21 protein-coding genes are annotated in these 19,317 nt (G+C 67.9%); 9 read left to right on the top strand and 12 right to left on the bottom strand.

The window, feature by feature from the left end; all coding sequences use genetic code 11:
• Positions 1-12: 12 nt before the first annotated feature.
• The gene (locus NA12_RS03075; RefSeq protein WP_067445738.1) at positions 13-663 is read right to left on the bottom strand and encodes a TetR/AcrR family transcriptional regulator; all 651 of its coding nucleotides are present in this window, start codon (positions 661-663) and stop codon (positions 13-15) included.
• Positions 664-771: 108 nt separating this feature from the next.
• On the opposite strand from NA12_RS03075, the gene NA12_RS03070 reads away from it, so the two are divergent.
• Together NA12_RS03070 and NA12_RS03065 are read left to right on the top strand one after the other, a co-directional pair.
• Complete coding sequence (locus NA12_RS03070) at positions 772-2,199, top strand: cytochrome P450 (protein ID WP_307188334.1); 1,428 nt, start codon at positions 772-774, stop codon at positions 2,197-2,199.
• Entirely contained in the window at positions 2,196-2,387 is a 192-nt protein-coding gene (locus NA12_RS03065; protein ID WP_067445736.1) for a ferredoxin, read from the top strand. Before NA12_RS03070 ends, NA12_RS03065 begins: the two co-directional genes overlap by 4 nt.
• A 71-nt stretch (positions 2,388-2,458) precedes the next feature.
• On the opposite strand, the gene NA12_RS03060 is transcribed toward NA12_RS03065, so the two are convergent.
• From NA12_RS03060 to NA12_RS03050, 3 genes are all read right to left on the bottom strand, one after another.
• Entirely contained in the window at positions 2,459-2,791 is a 333-nt protein-coding gene (locus NA12_RS03060) for a carboxymuconolactone decarboxylase family protein (RefSeq protein WP_084472438.1), read from the bottom strand.
• A 102-nt stretch (positions 2,792-2,893) separates the two neighbouring features.
• On the bottom strand, positions 2,894-3,535 hold the full coding sequence (locus NA12_RS03055) for a CoA transferase subunit B (protein ID WP_067445734.1): 642 nt from the start codon (positions 3,533-3,535) through the stop codon (positions 2,894-2,896).
• Positions 3,532-4,293 (bottom strand): CoA transferase subunit A, encoded by a 762-nt coding sequence (locus NA12_RS03050; RefSeq protein ID WP_067445731.1) that lies wholly within the window; start codon positions 4,291-4,293, stop codon positions 3,532-3,534. The genes NA12_RS03055 and NA12_RS03050 overlap by 4 nt, the downstream gene beginning before the upstream one ends.
• Before the next feature lie 174 nt (positions 4,294-4,467).
• On the opposite strand from NA12_RS03050, the gene NA12_RS03045 reads away from it, so the two are divergent.
• On the top strand, positions 4,468-5,253 hold the full coding sequence (locus NA12_RS03045) for an IclR family transcriptional regulator (protein WP_067445729.1): 786 nt from the start codon (positions 4,468-4,470) through the stop codon (positions 5,251-5,253).
• Between the two features lie 82 nt (positions 5,254-5,335).
• On the opposite strand, the gene NA12_RS03040 is transcribed toward NA12_RS03045, so the two are convergent.
• The 6 genes from NA12_RS03040 to NA12_RS03015 form a co-directional block, all read right to left on the bottom strand.
• On the bottom strand, positions 5,336-6,280 hold the full coding sequence (locus tag NA12_RS03040; RefSeq protein ID WP_067445727.1) for a PDR/VanB family oxidoreductase: 945 nt from the start codon (positions 6,278-6,280) through the stop codon (positions 5,336-5,338).
• A gap of 12 nt (positions 6,281-6,292) precedes the next feature.
• Positions 6,293-7,576, bottom strand: coding sequence for a Rieske 2Fe-2S domain-containing protein (locus NA12_RS03035; protein WP_067445725.1), 1,284 nt, complete (start codon positions 7,574-7,576; stop codon positions 6,293-6,295).
• A gap of 40 nt (positions 7,577-7,616) precedes the next feature.
• Entirely contained in the window at positions 7,617-8,504 is an 888-nt protein-coding gene (locus tag NA12_RS03030; RefSeq protein WP_067445723.1) for a TIGR03621 family F420-dependent LLM class oxidoreductase, read from the bottom strand.
• 16 nt (positions 8,505-8,520) lie between these two features.
• Positions 8,521-8,946, bottom strand: a complete 426-nt coding sequence (locus tag NA12_RS03025; RefSeq protein ID WP_067445721.1) for a MarR family winged helix-turn-helix transcriptional regulator — start codon at positions 8,944-8,946, stop codon at positions 8,521-8,523.
• Positions 8,947-8,975: 29 nt separating this feature from the next.
• A complete protein-coding gene (locus tag NA12_RS03020) occupies positions 8,976-9,467 on the bottom strand; it encodes a nuclear transport factor 2 family protein (RefSeq protein ID WP_067445719.1) in 492 nt (163 codons plus the stop codon).
• 378 nt (positions 9,468-9,845) lie between these two features.
• Positions 9,846-10,328, bottom strand: coding sequence for a nuclear transport factor 2 family protein (locus NA12_RS03015; RefSeq protein ID WP_067447387.1), 483 nt, complete (start codon positions 10,326-10,328; stop codon positions 9,846-9,848).
• Positions 10,329-10,571: 243 nt separating this feature from the next.
• Between NA12_RS03015 and NA12_RS03010 the strand changes: the two genes are divergently transcribed.
• The 4 genes from NA12_RS03010 to NA12_RS02995 all read left to right on the top strand — a co-directional run bounded on the left by NA12_RS03010 (position 10,572) and on the right by NA12_RS02995 (position 15,675).
• A complete protein-coding gene (locus NA12_RS03010; protein ID WP_067445716.1) occupies positions 10,572-12,188 on the top strand; it encodes an ABC transporter substrate-binding protein in 1,617 nt (538 codons plus the stop codon).
• A 6-nt stretch (positions 12,189-12,194) separates the two neighbouring features.
• Complete coding sequence (locus tag NA12_RS03005; protein WP_067445713.1) at positions 12,195-13,148, top strand: ABC transporter permease; 954 nt, start codon at positions 12,195-12,197, stop codon at positions 13,146-13,148.
• Between the two features lie 89 nt (positions 13,149-13,237).
• Entirely contained in the window at positions 13,238-14,053 is an 816-nt protein-coding gene (locus NA12_RS03000; RefSeq protein WP_243654947.1) for an ABC transporter permease, read from the top strand.
• A complete protein-coding gene (locus NA12_RS02995) occupies positions 14,050-15,675 on the top strand; it encodes a dipeptide ABC transporter ATP-binding protein (RefSeq protein WP_067447385.1) in 1,626 nt (541 codons plus the stop codon). Before NA12_RS03000 ends, NA12_RS02995 begins: the two co-directional genes overlap by 4 nt.
• Here NA12_RS02995 and NA12_RS02990 read toward each other — a convergent pair.
• Both NA12_RS02990 and NA12_RS02985 read right to left on the bottom strand, forming a co-directional pair.
• Positions 15,664-16,506 carry an LLM class flavin-dependent oxidoreductase gene (locus NA12_RS02990; protein ID WP_067445711.1) on the bottom strand — a complete coding sequence of 281 codons (843 nt, stop codon included), beginning with the start codon at positions 16,504-16,506 and terminating at the stop codon, positions 15,664-15,666. The genes NA12_RS02995 and NA12_RS02990 overlap by 12 nt on opposite strands.
• On the bottom strand, positions 16,503-17,159 hold the full coding sequence (locus NA12_RS02985) for a TetR/AcrR family transcriptional regulator (protein ID WP_067445708.1): 657 nt from the start codon (positions 17,157-17,159) through the stop codon (positions 16,503-16,505). The genes NA12_RS02990 and NA12_RS02985 overlap by 4 nt, the downstream gene beginning before the upstream one ends.
• A gap of 224 nt (positions 17,160-17,383) precedes the next feature.
• Here NA12_RS02985 and NA12_RS02980 point away from each other — a divergent pair, with 224 nt between their 5' ends.
• The gene (locus tag NA12_RS02980; RefSeq protein ID WP_067445706.1) at positions 17,384-17,824 is read left to right on the top strand and encodes a helix-turn-helix domain-containing protein; all 441 of its coding nucleotides are present in this window, start codon (positions 17,384-17,386) and stop codon (positions 17,822-17,824) included.
• Positions 17,824-19,257 carry an MFS transporter gene (locus NA12_RS02975; RefSeq protein ID WP_067445704.1) on the top strand — a complete coding sequence of 478 codons (1,434 nt, stop codon included), beginning with the start codon at positions 17,824-17,826 and terminating at the stop codon, positions 19,255-19,257. Before NA12_RS02980 ends, NA12_RS02975 begins: the two co-directional genes overlap by 1 nt.
• Positions 19,258-19,317 lie beyond the last annotated feature (60 nt).

Here is a 19,317-nt window from a genome sequence, read left to right as displayed (position 1 = left end):
TCCGGTGTGGGTTCACGAGGTCATTCGGGCGGCCATCGTGGTCAGGTTGTCCGCGAAGGTCAGCACGAATTCGACGCACAGGTTGATCAGTTCGTCGCGGCTGATGTCCATACTGCCGTCGAGCCAGGCCAAGACCAATTCGGCTGCGCCGCCGGTGATCATCAAAGAGACCGCACGGACCAAGGTTTCACTACCGGCCGGCGGGTTCAACAGTGCGCGTTCCTGTTCGGCGACCACGTCGGCGATAGTGCGCATCGCGGCGGCGCGGCGGCGCATCAGGATTTCGCTACCGTGCGCTTCGGCGAAAGCGATGCGGGCTCGGCGGGGGTCCTCGACGACGGAATTGAGGATGGCGGTGACGGCGGCCCGCGTTTTAGCCGCGATGTCATCGGGTGCGGCGGCGAGTGCGTCCAGCGAACTACGGACCGCGGTCTCGATGATCTCGTCGTGTACGGCGGCGGCGAGTGCGTCGAGGTCGGCGAAGCTCTCGTAGAAGAACCGCGGACCGACCTTGGCCTGCTCACACACTCCGCGCACGGTGGTCGCGGCCCAGCCCTGGGTGCCGATGATGTCGAGGGCAGCGTCCATCAGCCGCTGACGGCGTTCGTCGCGTCGCTGTTCGGCCGAGGTGCCGCGATAGATGCCGGTCGCTGCCCGTGTCACAACCCTCAGTATGCCGGATCCAAAACAGGAATCAACCGTATACGGAAACGACTGATTCCTGTATGTTTCAAGTCACACCACATCACCACGGTGCGAGAGGACAACACCATGATGTCGACCCTGGGACGACGGGCGAAATCCGCCGTATCCGCTGTTGCCGAGCGATATCCCTCGCCGACCCGCGCGTTGGCAGACCCACTGCCCGACAGCGGATTACGGCCGATCATGGGCGACTACGGTGTTCCACTCATCGGGCACGCTATCCCCGCGATGAGCGACAGTCTGGGTTTCGCCCGCCGCCGCTTCGACAAGTACGGGCCGGTGCACTGGATCGGGATCGCCGGGCGACGCGTGGTCATGGTGACCGGACCGGAAGCCACCGAAGAGGTGCTCGCCGACCGCGACAAGGTGTATTCCGCGCAACGCGGCTACACCTTCTTCATCGGTCCGTTCTTCCAGGGCGGCATCCTGCTGCGCGACTTCGAGGAACACCGCTACCACCGTCGGATCTTGCAGCAGGCCTTCACCCGGCCGCGGTTGGTCGGCTATCTCGATATCACCACTCCGGCCATTGCGCGCGGTATGCGCGACTGGACACCGAATCACGATTTCCCGCTGTATCCGGCGGTCAAACACCTGCTGCTCGGCCTGTCCTCGGAAGTGTTCATGGGGGCTGATCTCGGATCGGAGGCCGCCGCGCTCGAGCGGGCGTTCATCGACGCGGTGCGTGGCGGCCAGGCGCTGGTACGCACGAATCTGCCCGGCGGTCTGTGGGCACGCGGACTGCGCGGGCGCGCGGTGTTGGAGGACTACTGCCGTCGCGAGCTGCCCGCCAAACGCGCGGGAAACGGCGAGGATCTGTTCAGCGTGTTGTGTCGCACCGCGTCCGAGGAGGGCCACACATTCACCGACCAGGACATCGTCGACCACCTGATCTTCGTCCTGCTCGGCGCGCACGACACCAGCACGATCGCGGTGTCGATGATGGGGTATCAGCTCGGATTGCATCCCGAATGGCAGGACCGGCTGCGCGCCGAATCGCAAGCGTTGGGCAAGGACTCGCTCGACTACGCCGATCTGGACCGGCTACCCACCCTGGATCTGGTTTTCAGAGAGATCCTGCGCATGTACTCACCTGTCGGGCAGCAGATCCGCGAAACCGTGCGCGACACCGCGATCGGGGGCCGATTCGTCCCCGCGCACACCTTGGTGATGATCGGCTCGTACTCGGCCATGCGTCAGGCCCACTGGTGGAACGAGCCCGATGTGTTCGATCCCGAACGGTTCACCGCCGAACGTCACGAGGACAAGACGCACCGCTATACCTGGGCCCCGTTCGGTGGTGGCGCGCACAAATGCATCGGACTCTATTTCGGCGGTATGACCGTCAAGGCGATCATGCACCGCATGCTGTTGCACTACCGCTGGACCGTGCCGGCCGACTACGCACCGCCGATGGGCTGGGCGACCGGCCCGGTTCCTCTCGATGGCCTACCCATCCGGCTCGAACGCCTCGACGCCTCGGTGCCCGTATGAGGATCGCCGCCGATCGCACCCGGTGCGAGGGACACGGCATGTGTGAAGCATTGCTGCCCGACATCTTTCGGGTCGACGACGACGGCATCGTGGAGGTGTCGACGGACCAGGTCCCCGAAGCCGAACTCGACGATGTGCGACTGGCGGTCGACAGCTGCCCGGTGGAGGCTTTGCGCCTGTCCGACTGAAAGCGCACTCGCACGTCGGCCCGCGCGCAGCGCGCGAGCCACCTGTTCGTCGAGCCCGGGCCCGCGTTCGCCTACTCGGTGATCGTGTCGAAGGTCTGCTGCACGACACGCATGGCGGACAGTGCCGCGGGGGCACCGCAATACCCGGCTGTGTGGATGATCGCCTCGACGATCTCTTCGCGGGTGAGGCCGTTGGTGAGTGCGCCACGGACGTGGCCGGGGAGCTCCTCGTGTGCTCGCAGGGCAGTCAGCATCCCGAGATTGAGCAGACTGCGGCTGCGGCGGTCCAGACCGGGACGAGTCCACACCGCACCCCAGACGTGTTCGGTGACGAACCGCTGCAGTTCGGCCGACTCGGTTCCCTCGGTGCGGGCCAGCGCCTGGTCGACGTACGAATCGCCCATCACCTCCCGGCGAACCGACAGACCCTGCTCCCACAGTCCGGCGTCGGCGTGCGAGCTCTGCGGAAAAGGCACTGCTACCTCCTGGTCGTCGGGGTCGGGCACTCAGCTCACTGTATCGACGGTCAGGTGTGTTCCGGTCGCCGCGCGTACCTGTTCGACGCTCACGTCGGGCGCGGTCTCGCGCAGAATCACCTCGCCCTCGGCGATGTCGAGGACCGCGAGGTCGGTGATGACCCGCTGGACGACGGCTTGGCCGGTGAGGGGCAGGGTGCATGTCTCGACGATCTTGGGTGCGCCGTCGCGGGTGGTGTGTTCCATCAGCACGATCACCCGGCGGGCTCCGTGGACGAGGTCCATCGCCCCGCCCATGCCTTTGACCATCGCGCCGGGCACCATCCAGTTCGCGAGATCGCCGGTTCGCGAGACCTGCATCCCGCCCAGTACCGCGGTGTCGATGTGCCCGCCCCGGATCATGCCGAACGACAGTGCCGAGTCGAAGAACGAGGCGCCCGGTTCGACTGTCACGGTCTCTTTGCCCGCGTTGATCAGATCGGCGTCGACGTCGTCCTCGTCGGGGTAGGGGCCGGTGCCGAGGATGCCGTTCTCGCTGTGCAGTACCACCGCGACGCCGGCGGGCAGGTGATTGGGGATCAGGGTCGGCAGACCGATGCCGAGGTTGACGTATTCCCCGGGCGCGAGTTCCTGTGCGGCGCGGGCGGCCATCTGTGTGCGTGTCCAGCTCATCGGGTGGCCTCCTGTCGAACGGTTCGCTTCTCGATGCGTTTTTCCTGGGCGCCGGTGTGCACGATCCGCTGTACGAACACCCCCGGAAGGTGAACGTGCGCCGGGTCGAGTTCGCCGGCCGGGACGAGGCGCTCGACCTGGGCGATGGTGATCCGTCCTGCCATCGCGACCAAGGGGTTGAAGTTCATGGCCGATTTCTCGAAGACCAGGTTTCCCTCGGTGTCACCGACGGCGGCGTGCACGAGGGCGAAATCGGCGACGATGGATTCCTCGAGGACGTAGCGGCGCCGGCCGAACTCGCGAACTTCCTTCGGCGGGGAGGCCAGCGCCACCGACCCGTCCGATGCGTAGCGCCACGGGAGGCCGCCGTCGCTGATCGGGGTTCCGACGCCGGCGGGGGTGTAGAAGGCGGGTATGCCGGCTCCGCCGGCGCGAAGGCGCTCGGCGAGGGTTCCCTGGGGGATCAGTTCCACCTCGAGCTCACCGCCGAGGTACTGGCGCGCGAACTCCTTGTTCTCACCCACGTACGAGGCGGTGACCCGGGCGATCCGCCCGGCCGACAACAAGATCCCCAGCCCGTAGTCGTCGACGCCGCAGTTGTTGGAGAATACTTCGAAGTCGGTGGCCCTACCCTCGGTGATCGCCGCGATCAGCGCATCCGGGACGCCGCACAACCCGAACCCGCCGACGGCCAACGTCGCCCCCGAGCTGATGTCGGCTACGGCGGCGACTGCCGTATCCACCACTTTCGAGTTCATTCGTGAACTGCCTTTCATCAAGGCGTTCATTGTTCGGACGCCTGCGCTGGTCGCGTCTACAGAACACTCCGACTGTTGGTACTGGCAAGATACTTATCCCGGACGACGTGAAATTGCTCGGCGAGTGGACGGTGGTGGATAGGATGTTCACTGAGTGGACGTATCATGCAACCCATGACCGCGGAGTCGAGCCCCTCTGTCCTCGGACGCGCGGCGTCCCTACTGCGTGCGGTCGCCGCGGGCGGCGACATCGGAGTCTCGACCAGCGAGCTGGCACGCCGGACCGACCTCGCCAGGCCCACCGCGCATCGGTTGCTCTCCTCGCTGGCCGAGGAGGGCTTCCTCGACCGCGACGCGAGCTCGGGTCTGTGGTTTCTCGGACCGGAACTGTTCCTCATGGGCTCGCTCGCCGCCGAGCGCTACGACATCGCCGACGTGGCGCGGCCCGTGCTGCGTGAGCTCGCCCGCGAGACCGGGGAGAGCGCGTTCCTGTCCGCGCGGCGAGGCAACGAGACGGTGTGCCTGGTCGGCGAGGAAGGCAGCTTTCCACTGCGCTCGCACGTGCTCCACGTCGGCATCCGCTTTCCCCTCGGCGTCGCCTCAGCAGGTCTGGTGCTGCTCGCGCACCTGCCCGACCGCGACATCGAGGACTGGCTCAGCCGCAACGACCTGGCAGCGCAGTGGGGTGCGCGCCACACGCGCGAGGAGCTCGCGCAGCGTATCGCCGCGACACGGGAAACCGGGTGGTGTGTGAATCCGGGCCTGCTCGTCGAGGGAAGCTGGGGAATGGCGGCGGCCGTCTTCGATCGCCGCGACGAGCCACGGTGGGCTTTGAGCCTGACCGGCGTCGAGAGTCGATTCCGTGCCGAGCGTCACGACGCGTTGGGCACGCTGTTACTCCGCCACGCCCACGAGCTCTCACTGGCACTGTCCCGGCGCCCTGGTCCGGCCACCCGGTGAACGCCGAGCCCGCCCGGGGCGTCCCGAGCGAGCGCCCACTGTCGGGCGCTGAGATCTGAGCTGTCGTTTCGGCGGACAGTTCTCAGAGATCCACCTCGAGGACCGGGGAGTGGGCTCGCGACGAGCACGTGGTGAACATCCCGTCGGCGCGTTCGGCGTCGCTGAGGACGTCGTCGCGATGGTCGGGTTCGCCGGCGAGTACCCGGACGACACATTCCCCGCAGATGCCCTGCTGGCACGAGAACGGTGCGTCGACACCGTTGTCCAAGAGGACGTCGAGCACGCTCTGGTCCTCGCCCACACTGTATTCGGTGCCGGTGGAGGCCAGTCGCACGGTGAATCCGGCCTGTCCCGCGTCGGCGGGGGTAGTGAGATTCGTGCCGAACCGTTCGGTGTGTAGCGCCGAGCGCGGCCAGCCGAGCGCTTCGGCTTTGCCCACGACGTAGTCCATGAAGCCGTCCGGCCCGCAGACGTAGACCGCGGTGTCCGGTCTCGGATCGCCCAGATCGCGGGTGATGTCGAGGAGCAGGGCCGGGTCTTCGTCGTCGAAATGGAACCGCACCCGCGGGTTGCCGGACAGTTCGTCGAGAAAGGCCGCGCGAGAACGGGTTCGGGCGCTGTAGTGCAGGACGTAGTCCGCCCTGACCCGTTCGAGGTGTGTCAGCATCGCCAGCAGTGGCGTGATGCCGATGCCGCCCGCGATCAGGACATGGCTGTGGGTATCGGCGAGTGGAAAGTGATTGCGCGGGGCCGAGATCCGCACCCGATCACCCACCGCGAGCGCATGCATCGCCCGCGAACCGCCCCGCGAGTTCGCCACGTTCAACACCGCAAGCCGGTATCGGCGCGGCTCGGGTGGTCCGCACAGCGAGTACTGGCGGACCAGCCCCGACCCGAGGTCGACATCCACATGGGAACCGGCTGTGTAGGAAGCGAATTCGGTGCCGTCGACCGGAGCGAGATCGAACAGCGCGATCTCGGGCGTCGCCGGGGTGCGGGCGTCGACCACCGCATCGATCCAGGTCACAGGGTGTCCCGGTCAGACGCGGGCCGCCGGCGCGGCATGGCCCACGGTGTCTGTCGCGAGGGTGAACAGACCCGCTTGGGTGCGTCGCACCGGTTCCTCGTCCAGACTCACCCCCTGCGGATCGCGGCCCGCTTCCACGTCGTCGATCATCGTCCGCAGCAACCGGCGCAGCAACACCACGCCCCGGTCCGTGGTCGCCAGGGTCTCCTCGGAGTGCAACGCGACCGGACCCTGGGAGGTCATGATCTCCCCGTCGCCGGGGAAGCGCTGACGTTGCTGGTCGGTCAGCTCCCACGCGTCCTTGCCGTCCTGGGTGATGCCGAACAGGAACCGTCGCACGCGTGCGGGATCGCCGGCCCGGATGGAGAAGAACGCCCGATGACGGTGCTCGTCGATCGGGACGGCCCAGATCACCATGTCGGCCTTGGTATCCGGGGTGAGCTCGACCCAGTCCGGCAGCACCGTGGCATTGGGCAGGTGCAGCTCGGCGCCCCACACCCGCTCGGTGCGCTCCCCGTCGCGCTCCCTGTCCAGGAACCGGACGCCGTACTTGGCCCCGAAGTCGGTGCGGTCGTAGCTGACCCGGCCCGGCAGGGTGTACGGATCGAAGAAGTCCTCGGGAAAGCCGGTGGTGCCGGTGCCGAGGAATTGGTAGCCACTGTGCTGGGAGTGCAGCCAGTTGATGTGCACCGGGTCGATCGTGTTCTCGTAGATCAGCAGCCAGTGGAAATCCTGCTCGGCGCCGGTGACCGAGAGTCCGGGAAACGGCCACTCGGCGAAGTACTGCTCGCCCTCAGCGAGATCCTCGAGCACGTCGTAGCGTGGCAGCACGGGCTTGCGGTCGGGCGGGCCCATGTAGACGAACACCAGCCCGTAGCGTTCCTCGACCGGGTACCAGGGCTGGCGCACGGCATCGCGGCGCCTACCACGATCGGGTTCGCAGGCCTGCTCGAGGCATCGCCCCTGCACATCGTATTTCCAGCCGTGATAGCCACAGCGCAGCCCGTCGTCCTCGATCCGGCCGAAGAACAAACTGGCACCGCGGTGCGCGCAACGCTCGAAAACCACACCGGCGCGGCCTTTCCCATCCCGGAAGACCACCAGGTCCTCACCGAGGACGCGGGTGCGATGCGGTGCCTCGGCGGTGAGCGTCGCCGAGGTGGCGATCGGGTGCCAGTACCGCCGCAGCGCCTCGCCCATCGGTGTGCCGGGGCCCACCTCGGTCAGGCGGGTGTCGTAGGACGGGGCCTCGCGGCCGTACCCGGTACCGGTGTCCAGCGTGGATCGTTCGGTCATGTCGGTCTCCTCCGCGTGCGAAAGACGATGTGCTGCCCCGTTAGCGGAGCGCCTGGATGATCGGGGCGAAAGCCTCCATCTCGGGTTCGAGCACGGTGTAGTAGGTGAGGCCAAGGGTCTTGCGTCGTTCGCGCAGGGTGTCGGCGTTCTCCTCGGGGGTGCCGAACAGCAGCGACGGCAGCTCGTTGAGCTCGTCGGGCGTGAGATCCAGCCGGTTCTGCCAGACATCGGTCACGCCGTCGGTCGCGCCCTTGGGTGCCACCTTGTGGATGGGAATGTTGAACTCCACCTGGTCGATCCGGTCGCCGAGCAGCCCGCGCACGTAGTCGATCCGGTCGGTGACCTCGGTGATGCCGCCCAGCTTCAGCCCGTCGCCGTCGCGCACCTCGGTGGTGCCGGTGAAGGCGATGATGTCGGCGTGGGCGGCTGCCAGCCGCAGGACCCGCGCGCCGCGACCGGCGATCAGGATCGGCGGACCCGCGGGCTGTTCGAACCGGGCGTACTGGTCGAGCTCGGACTTCGGTTTGCGGAACTCCGCGACCGTGCGTTCCAGCTGGGAAACCCGTTCGCCCGCAGTGGGAAACGGGATTCCGGCCGCGTCGAACTGGGAGCGGTCATAGCCCGCCCCGAGCCCGAGTTCCACCCGGCCGCCGGAGTAGCGGTCGACCGTGGCGAGGTCGCGGGCCAGCACCGTCGGGTGGTAGAAGGCGGTGTTGAACACCAATGTGCCGATCCGGATGCGCTCGGTCGCCTCGGCGGCCAGCAGCAGGGTCGGGATCGGCGCGGGCATGCCGAGGTGGTCCGACACCGAGATGACGTCGTAGCCCAGTTCCTCCGCCGCGCGCACCTTGGCGATCCATTCCGCCCGGGTGGCGGGGGTGAAGACGCAGAGGCCGAAGCGGAACGGTCGATCGTGCAGGGAAGTCATGGCGCTCCTCGCGTCCTCAGTCGGTGTCGATGTTGGCGGAGATCTTGGCCAGCACCGCGTTCGCGGCGAGGAATTCCTCCTCGGTGATGCCGCGCAGCGAGTCGTCGGCGTGGGCGTTCACCAGCGCTTCGGCGCGCTCGTGCGCCGCCTCGCCCGCGGCGGTGAGCCGCAGCGCCGCACCGGCGGATTCGACCCAGCCGCGCGCGGTGAAGTCGTCGACGATCGGCTGATAGGTCCGCGCGCCGTCGGCGACCAGGAACGGGGCGAAGGCCGCGTCGAGTTCGGCGACGCTGCCGAGGCCGATCTGCAGGGCGTGCAGGATCTGCCAGTCCCGGCGGGTGAGCCGCTGTTCGTGCAACAGGGCGCCGGTGGCGGCGTCGAACTGCTGGTGCAGGTGCAGCAGCCAGTACCCGATGCGCTTGGTTGTGTTCTTCTGGAGCATGACGAGCCTCTCTGTGGTCGACGGGCCGGCTACTGCTGCCAGCCGTGCGAGTACGGGATGACCCAATACAGGTCGAGGGCGATCCGCGCGAACCGCCACCGGCCGCCTTCGCGGACGTACTCGTCGGTGAACTTGCCTGCCACGAAAGAGCTTTCGGTATCGAAGACGACCTTCTCCTCGAAGAACGACACCCCGGTGGCTCGATCGCCGACGATTTCCACGTCGTGCCCGTGCAGGAACTGCTTGACCAGCACCTGCCCCGCCGGGCTGTTGTCCTCGATGAGCTGTGGCAGCCCGGCGAAGTACGCCGCGATCGCGGCTCGCCCCTGCGCCTGACCCAGATGGCGGTAGTCGAGAAAGGCATCGGCACTGAACAGTTCGCCGACCTGATCCCATCTGCCCTCGTTGATGTGGCGAGGCAGGTCGTGACGCAAGGTGTTGAGCGCGCGGACGGCCTCGAGCGTCTCGAGCCGTTCGGTGAGCTGCGCGACCTGATCGACCAGGTCGAGGACTTCTGACATCGCGGTGGCGCCTTTCGTCGAACCTCGGCCGTCATGTTTTCTGGCGGCCGGGCTGAAATCACCTTTGCACGCGATATTCGGAGGTCACAAGATCACTACGGAAACCCTGCGGTTCGACCGTAGGTTTCGGCTGTCTCGGCCGCAGGGTTCGGATATCACCTGGACGGTCGAGAAAATGTTGTCGGAACATCGGTGACAGTTTCTGGCACGGGTCGGCGAATCGACACGGTGAATTGTTCCCGAGTCGTCGGAACGAATTGTCACCGATGTGTCCGAACAATTCGGCGAGCCATTACGCCGAAGGTCGTGCGCACGCGATTGTCGGGCCCGGCTCGTCGACGAGCCGGGCCCGACAATCGCGGGAGTGCTGCGTGATTGTCAGCCCGGGCCGTGGCCCGCGGCGACCCGGCCCGCGACATGGCGCACATCGCGATGGGAGATGAGCCACTCACCCTCGTGCTGCTCGAACTCGTCTTGCACCAGCCCGATGACGACCCAGTCGGCCGGTCGTCCCACGTCGGTGGCAGCGGTGCTCGAGAACCAATGCCACACCGTCGCGTAGGCGGTGAGCAGCGGTTTGTCGCCGTTCCACTCGATGGAGGCCTGCCCGATGACATGGGCGACCAGGGAGCGTTGCGACTTGGGCACCCGGCTCATGTGATCGGTGAAATCGTCGCGGCCGTGGAACAGCACCGGCGGGCCGGGCATGATCCGGTACTCGATCAGCGCGTCAGGGGTGAAGCACTCGCCGAACCGCTCGCTCTCCTGGGTGTCGGCGATCCGGAAGAATTTGTAGAACGTTCGGAAGATCGCTCGCTCCGCTTCGATCGTGGCGAGCAGATTGTCATGTACAGCGGTCACGTCGGTCCTTTCTCTGCCGGACGACAACACATCGCGCGGCGCGTCGTTCGAATATCGACCCGGTGCGAAGCTAGCACGGTGGGCGTACACCGCCCGATGGCATACCACCTATTCGGTGCGACGATGTGTTCCGAGCGCGGTGATCCGAATTGTTGACCGGGTATTTCAAAATGTGGAATGTTTCGTCGTGTCGCCCGCCGTGAGTCCCACGTGAATCCGGGCAGTAGACAGAGGAATTCTGGCGTGAGCAGTGTTGTGCGTTCGAAGTCGATTCGTTGTGCCGTGGTGTCGGCGGCGGCGGTCACCCTGTTCACCGGTGCCTGTGGCGCCGGTGGCGAGCAAGGCGGCGATGCCGGTCCGCCGAGATCCGGTGGCACGCTGAAGTTCTCGGTCGCCTCCGACGCGGGCTGCGTCGACCCCCAGCAGGTGGGCAGCAGCGACACCCTGTACTCGCTGCGCGAGACGGTCGATTCGCTGACCGACCAGGATCCGACGACCGGTAAGCCGGTGCCGTGGCTGGCGCAGAGCTGGGAGGTGAGCCCCGATGCCAGGTCGTTCACCTTCCGGCTGCGGTCGGATGTGACCTTCAGCGACGGAACCCCGCTCAACGCCCAGGTGGTGAAGGCGAACTTCGACGCGATCCCGAAGCTGGGCGCGCTCGCGATTCTGTCCAAGGGCTATATCACCGGATACGTCGGCACCGAGGTCGTCGACGAGCACACCGCCAAGATCACCTTCGAACAGCCCAACGCGCAGTTCCTGCAGGCGACCTCGACCGCCGCGCTCGGCCTGATCTCGACGGCCGACGCCGCCAAGACTCCCCAGCAGCGCTGCAGCGACGGCGTGCTCGGCTCCGGGCCCTTCGTGCTGTCGAAATACGTTCCCAACCAGTCGATCACGATCAACAAGCGGGTCGGCTACGGCTGGGGCTCGCCGCTGTGGACCAAGCAGGGCGAGGCCTACCTCGACTCCATCGAGTTCACCGTCATCCCCGAATCCGGGGTACGCGCGGGCAGTGTGCAGTCGGGCCAGCTCGACGTCGCCACCGGCCTCGGCCGAGCCGACGAAGCGGGGTTGAAGGCGTCCGGCATCTCCCTGCTGACGCGATCGCACCCGGGCGCGGTCTTCAACCTGGGCCTCAACAACTCCCGGCCGATCCTGCGGGATGTGCAGGTGCGCAAGGCGATTCAGTCCGCCGTCGACCGCCGTCAGATCGTGGAGGCGGTCTTCGCCAGCGGAACGGTGCCCGCCACGGGCATCCTCTCCCACACCACCCCCGGCTACACCGATCTGTCGGCGGATCTGGCCCTGGATGTGGCCCGGTCGAAGTCGCTGCTCGACGCGGCGGGCTGGCAGGTGGGCGGTGACGGCATCCGGCGCAAGGACAACACCCGGCTGAGCCTGACCGTGGTGTGGTTCAACAACTCCCAGAACACTCGGGCGGCGCTGGAACTGGTCCAGCAGCAGCTCAAGGTGGTCGGGGTGGAGTTGCAGCTGCAGGAGCTGCAGGTCACCCAGTTCCCGGCGCTGATCGGTTCCGGTGACTTCGACGGACTGTGGGGCGGCGACCTGAGCCGGGCCGATCCCGATTGCCTGCGCACGCTGTACTCCACCGCGCAGGTCAACGCCTACCGGCTGGCGCCGAGCGAGCTCGACGGACTGCTCACCGCCCAGGCGGCCGAGGCCGATCCGGCCAAGCGCGCGCCGCTGGTGGAACAGGCCCAGCAGCTGGTGGTGCGCAACGCGTATGTGATCCCGGTGGTGGAACTCGAGACGGTGCTCGCGGCGGCGCCGACCGTGCACGGCCTGACCTTCGAGTCGTCGAGCCGGACCCGGCTGCACGATACCTGGCGAAGCTGAACCGGCATGGGACGGTATGTGTTACGCCGCCTCGCTCAGGCGGTCGGGGTGCTCTGGGCGGCGTACACCGTGTCGTTCTTCGTGCTCGAATTCCTCCCGGGCGACCCGGTGTCGGCGATGGCGGGCGGCGGACTGACCTCCTCGCCGGTGGACCCGGCCGAGCTCGCCGCACTGCGGGCGGAGTACGGCTTCGACAAACCGATCGTGGTGCAGTACTTCGACTATCTGGGTCGGGCGCTGGTCGGCGACTTCGGTGATTCGGTGGCCACCGGCCGGTCGGTGACCGGCACGATCGCTGCGGCGCTGCCGCCGACCCTGCAGCTCACGGCGGCGGCGCTGGTGCTCGCCGTGCTGTTCGGCGGCGGACTCGCCGTGGCGGCCACCTACACCTCGCGACGCTGGCTGCGGCACGTGCTGCTGTCGCTGCCGCCACTGGCGATCTCGATCCCGTCCTTCTGGGCGGGCCTGATGCTGGTGCAGCTGCTGTCGTTTCGGATCCGGCTGTTCCCCGCGTTCGGAAACGCCGGACTGGCCGGGTTGGTACTGCCCGCGATCACGCTCGCCATCCCGACCGGCGCGCTGATCGCGCAGGTACTGGCGAAGAGTCTGCTGTCCACCTTGGACGCGCCGTTCGTGCAGACCGCTCGGGCCAAGGGCGCCAGCCGGATCCGGGTCCATCTGCGACACGCCCTGCGCAGTGCGTCGTTGCCCGCGCTCACCATTGTCGGCCTGCTCGTCGGGCAGTTGGTGGCCAGCGCGGTGGTGATCGAGACCGTGTTCTCGCGTAACGGCCTGGGGCGGGTCATGGCGGGCGCGGTGAGCGTGCAGGACATTCCGCTCGTGCAGGGCGTTGTGGTGTTCGGCGCGTTCGTCTTCGTCGTGGTGAACCTCATCGTCGACCTGATCTACCCGGTGCTCGACCCACGGATCGTGGTCGCGCGCCCGAGGAGTTACGCGTGACCGAGACCGTACTGACCGAGGCGGCCGTCACCCGAACCGTCATCGACGAGCCGGACGACGAGTACCGCACGGGTTTCGACTGGCCGAGACTGCCGCGATTCCTGCTGTACCGGCCGGGTCTGGTGCTCTCGGTGGTGACGCTCGTGCTGGTCGTGCTCGCGGCGTTGTGGCCGACGCTGTTCACCGCACGCGACCCGCTGTTCGGCGTCCCGGCGGAGATCTTCGCGCCGCCCAGCGGACAGCACTGGTTCGGCACCGACGAACTCGGCCGCGACCTGTTCACCCGCGTCGTCCACGGCACCGCGCTGTCGTTGCAGGCCACGGTGATCGCGGTGGCGGTCGCGTTCTTCGTCGGGGGCGCGATCGGGTTGATCGCCGGGTTCGTCGGCCGCTGGGTCGATGACGTGCTGATGCGTTTCGCCGATGTGCTGCTGTCGATTCCGTCGCTGTTCCTGTCCTTGGCCCTGGTCACCGCACTCGGCTACGGCACCGTGAAGGTTGCGATCGCGGTGGGCGTGGCCAGTGTGGCCGGCTTCGCCCGGGTGATGCGGGCCGAGGTGCTGCGGTTGCGGCAAGCGGTGTTCGTCGAGGCCGCGTGGTCGTCGGGGGCGCGCTGGTACACGGTGCTCGGCAGACACGTCCTGCCGAACGCGATCGGCCCGGTGGTGGTGCTGGCCACCTTGGATCTGGGCACGGCCGTGCTGGCGGTGTCGTCGCTGAGCTTCCTCGGCTACGGCGCGGTGCCACCGGCGCCGGAGTGGGGCTCGCTCATCTCGAGCGGGCGTAACTATCTCGCCAACGCGTGGTGGATCTCGACGATGTCGGGCCTCATGGTGGCGTTCGTCGTGCTCGCGACCAACCGGATCGCCCGGGCACTCGATGGAGAGTGGGCGAATCGGCGATGACCGGAAATCTGCTGGAAGTACGTGGCCTGTCGATCTCCTACCGCACCAGCACCGGCCGGGTGCGTGCGGTGGGCGCGGTCGACCTGGATATCGCGCCGGGCGAGATCGTCGCACTGGTCGGCGAATCCGGATCGGGGAAGAGCTCGACCGCGCACGCCATCACCGGGTTGCTGCCCGCCGCGGGTCACCTCGACGAGGGCCGGATCCAGTTCGGCGGCCGGGACCTGGCCAGAGCGGGAGACCGGGAGCTGCGCGCGATCCGTGGGGCGCAGATCGGATTGATTCCACAGGACCCCGGTGTCTCGCTGAATCCGGTGCAGCGCATCGGCACCCAGGTCGCCGAGGTCCTGCTCATCCACGGTCTGGCAACCCGACGATCCGCGCCGGAAGCCGTGGTCGACCTGCTCGAGCGGGCAGGTATGCCCGACCCGAAGACCCGTGCCGACCAGTATCCGCACGAACTCTCCGGCGGCATGCGCCAGCGGGCACTCATCGCGATCGCCATCGCCGCGAATCCGGCGCTGATCATCGCCGACGAGCCCACCAGCGCGCTGGACGTCACCGTCCAGCGCCGCATCCTCGACCACATCACGAACCTGACCCGAACTCTGGGCACTGCCGTACTTCTCGTCACCCACGACCTCGGCGTCGCCGCCGACCGTGCCCAGCGGATCGCGGTGATGTCGCGGGGCCGGATCGTGGAGAGCGGGCCGACCCGCGAGATCCTCGACAACCCACGCGATCCGTACACCCAGCAGCTGTTGCGTAACGTGCCAGGACGTTCCGGCGTGCGGGCCAGGCCCCGCGAATCGGGCACCGAGCCGTTGGTCGCGGTCGAGAACCTGGTGAAGGAGTTCCCGCTGCCGCGCGCCAACGGTCGTGCGAAGACGGTCCGCGCCGTCGACGGCGTGAGTTTCTCGTTGCATCGCGGGGAGACGCTGGCCCTGGTGGGGGAGTCGGGGTCGGGCAAGTCCACCACGGCCAGAATGATTCTGCGCCTGGCCCCGCCGACCTCCGGGCGCATCGTGTTCGACGACGACGATGTCACGGCCGTCAAGGGTGCTCGGTTGCGGGCGCTGCGGCGTCGCGCCCAGGTGATCTACCAGAATCCGTACGAGTCGCTGGATCCGCGGTTCTCGATCCAGGACGTGATCAGCGAACCGCTGCGGGTCTTCGGCATCGGTGACCGTGCCTCGCGAGTGGCGCGGGCGCGTGAACTGCTCGACCGGGTCGCCCTGCCCGCGTCCACGCTGGGGCGCAGGCCGGCGGAGCTCTCCGGTGGGCAGCGTCAGCGGGTGGCGATCGCCAGGGCGCTGGCCCTGTCGCCGGAGCTGGTGGTCTGCGACGAACCGGTCTCGGCGTTGGACGTCTCGGTGCAGGCGCAGATCCTCGACCTGTTCGCCGAGCTGCAAGCCGAGACCGGCGTGGCGTACCTGTTCATCTCGCACGACCTGGCGGTGGTACGCCGGATCGCCCATCGAGTCGCGGTCATGCGACAGGGTCGCATCGTCGAGATCGGCACCACCGAAAAGCTTTTCGACGAGCCGACCCACGAGTACACCCGCGAACTGCTGGCCGCCATCCCCGGCGCCGACCGGGTGGATGGCGACTCAGGTGCCTGACAGCAAGCTCACCACGGGTGCGAGTTCGCGGGCCGCGTCATCGTCGAGAACGATGTAGGAGATGCCGAACTCGTCGCGAAGCCGGCGCAGCTGATCGGCTGCCCGCGCGGGCGATCCGGTGAGCAGTGTCGGAGCGCCGTCGGGCATCGGCGGACCGATGGTGCTCGTGGGGGTGCTGAAGCGCAGCGCGCGTTCTATCCCGGAAAGCCGTGGGCCCGCGGCACTGTCGAGCCAGGTGACCTGGCGGGTGAGCTGGTCGCGGGAGAAGGTGCTGAAAGCGACGATGTCGGCTTCGGCCGCCGCGAGTTCGGTGGCTCGTCGCCCGCCCGCGGCGAGCAGCAGCGGCACCTTACGCGGCGGAGTGGGAACGAGGGTCGTCGCGGTGTTCGCGTAGTGCGTCCCGGTGGCCTCGACCCGCTCCCCGCGCAACAGCGCGTTGAGGATGCCCACCGACTCGGCGAGGCGTTCGAACCGAACCCGGCCCGACTCGGCGGCGATCCCCAGTTCGCCGTACCCGACGGCGGTCTGGCCCGCCCCGAGCCCGAGCTCGAAGCGGCCGCCGGACACCAGGTCCAGGGTGGCGGCCTCCCGCGCCAGGACGAACGGATTGCGGAAGTCGTTGGCCAGCACCCACGTTCCGACCTGGAGTGTGGTGGTCGCCGCGGCGGCGTAGGCCAGTGCTGTCAACGGCGCGGGTACCGGTGCGGGCAGGTCGGGCAGCAGCAACGTGGAGAATCCGGCGTCTTGGGCCCAACGCGCGGTCGAGATCCACGACTTCGGGTCGGCGGGGGAAACAGTGACGAGGCCGAAACGAAAAGGATGGTGGCTCAATGGATCTCCGGTGTCCCATAAGCGCGCAGGAAGGTGTCGACGGCCGCGGCGGCCACCGCGTGCATCTCGGCGGTGGACACCTTGCGGGTGCCGAGCCGGGTACGGCCCTCCATCGGGCCGGTGATCAGGACGAGGAACTGCTCGGCGGCGATCGCCGGATCGCTCGCGCGCAGGTGGCCCGACAGCGACAGTCGCGCCAGTCGATCCGCGAGCGCGTCGCCGAGCTGATCGGAGGTTCGGCTCACCACCACATCCATCAGATCGGGGAACTGCGCGACCTGGCCGTAGGTGAGCCAGCGCAGCGACCGCGACTGCTCGGTACAGCAGGACCTGATCAGTCGGTACGCCACGTCCTCCAGGGTGGCGCGCAGATCCGCACCGGGGTTGCGCAGCCGCTCGACCACCGCCAGGTTCTCGGCGAGCACCGCGTCGCTCACCGCCGCCAGCGTGTGCCGGAACAGCGTTTCCTTGTCGTTGAGGTGGTTGTAGATGGTCGGTTTAGCGACACCGGCGACCTCGGCGATCTCCTGTACGCCCGCCTGCGCGTACCCGCGGCGAGCGAAGACGACGAACGCCGCGTCCAGGATCGCCTGCCGCTTGTCGATCCGTCCACGCGAGGCCGACTGTCCGGTCGGCGGTGTTGCTACAGCCATCTGTGAACCATAGCGCAACCACCGACGAAGTTGCCTTGTGGGTTCATTCTGATATACCGAGTTGCGAGCTGTATGTGAGGACATTAAAGTGAACCCGCAAGTTCAATTGCTCTGTTCCACGTCGGGAGACATCTATGCGGCAACCCCCAGGAGACAGGCTCGATCCGATTGCGCGTCAGCATGTTCGGCGCGGCGGGACCCGTCCACCGAACGAACGCGGCGCGGTGGTCGGGCTCGAGGCCGAGCCGTGGCTGGAGATCTTTCAGGCACCCGATCGAAACGGGTTGACGGTCACCGAGGTCTGCCGGCGATACAACATCTCGCGCAAGAGCTACTACAGCTATCTCGCGCGCTATCGCGAACACGGCGTGGCGGGACTGGCGCCCCGCTCGCGCCGCCCCAAGAGCTTCCCCGCCCGGACCTCGGCCGATATCGAAGCCGTCGTGGTGCGCGTGCGGCTGGACCGCCCGCAGTGGGGAGCCCGCAGAATCCGGGCGCACCTGCTGCGAGCCGGTACGACTCGTGTCCCGGCCGTCTCGACAGTGCACGCGATTCTGCGCCGCCACGGTTTGGTCGGTGTCGGCTCGGACCACGAGGCGCTCGGCACGATAGAGCCATTGACGACCACACACCCGACACCTATCGGCGCAGGGAGCTACCTCTGATGAGCACATCGACTTCCACCCGAGACGACCCGACCGAGGCGGTGTACCCGCGGCGCTGGGCCGCGATGGTCGTGCTCGTCCTCGGGTTCACCCTCGACCTGCTGAACGTCACCATCGTCAACGTCGGTCTCCCCGCGATCCAGGCCGACCTCGGCGGAACCGCCTCCCAGGTCGGCTGGATCGCGACGGCCTATCTGCTGGCCTTCGCGGCGGCGCTGATCACCGCCGCCCGGTTGGGCGACCTATGGGGCCGCAAACGGGTCTTTCTCATCGGCTTGGCGCTGTTCGCGCTGTCAGGGGCCTGGTCGGCACTCGCGGACGGCCCGGTCGAACTGATCGCCAGTCGGGCCGCCCAGGGCGCGTCCGCGGCGATCCTCGCGCCGCAGGTGCTCTCCAGCCTGTTCGTCCTGTTCCGCGGCCCCGAGCGCGCCACTGTCCTCGGCATATTCGGCGTGGCCGCCGGACTCGCGCAGGCCGGCGGGTTGCTGCTCGGTGGCGTACTCGTCACTGCCGATGTCGCGGGGCTGGGTTGGCGAGCGATCTTCTGGGTCAGCGTCCCGGCGGCGGTGATCCTGCTCGGACTCGGCGCATGGCTGGTTCCGGAGAGCCGGGCCGAAGGCGCGCTGCGGCCGCGATGGCTCGCCGCGGTCGGCTTGACCGCCGGATTGGTCGCCATCGTGTTCCCGCTGCTGGAGGGCCGCACCTACGACTGGGCGCCGTGGATCTGGCTGCTGCTGGCCGCGGGCATCGCCGCCGTGGCACTCGTCGCCATCGGTGAGAATCGTGATGCCGTCGGTCGGGCCGGTGCGCTCCTGCCGTTGGAACTGCTTCGCGCGCGCATCAGCAGTGTGGCGCTCGTTGTTCAGCTGGTCGCCTTCGCCGCCTTCAGCGGATTCCTGCTCGTCTTCGTGCTCTGGCTCCAGGAAGGCCAGGGCTACACCGCGCTGCGCGCGGGCGTCGTGACCGTCGCATTCTCCGTCGGCGGACTGGCGGTCGCCCCGCTGGTGGGTCGGCTCACCATGCAGTTCGGCCGATACGCGGTCGTCGCCGGTACCCTCTTCGGCGCCGTCGGCACCGCGGCGGTACTCGGCGCGGCACTGACCGCGACCACCGACGTGAGCCCGTGGCTGCTCGCGCCAGGGCTGTTCGTCATCGGCGTCGGCATCAACCTGGTGCAGCCTCCGTTGACGACCCTGTTCCTGTCGACGGTGCCGACGCGCTACGCGGGGTCGGCATCGGGGATCTGGACCACCGGCCAGCAGTTCGGTGGCGCCGTAGGTGTCGCATCGCTGAGCGCCGTCTTCTTCGGCGTCGCCGCCAGTGACGGCTACCGCAGTGCGCTGACGGCGTGCGCCCTCACGATCATCGCGGCACTGGTGGTGAGCGCGGCGCTCTGCTTCGCGCTGCCCGCGCCGGAAGCCGCCGCCGACTGAGGCCCGTGCGACGGATGACCCGGTCCACTCGGCGCCGCGCCGGCCTCGACAAGGGGTCGG

It is taken from the genome of Nocardia alba NBRC 108234 (assembly GCF_001612665.1).
GTDB lineage: Bacteria > Actinomycetota > Actinomycetes > Mycobacteriales > Mycobacteriaceae > Nocardia > Nocardia alba.
Note: the sequence above shows the minus strand (reverse complement) of the source record. Positions and strands in the feature narration are given on the sequence as shown.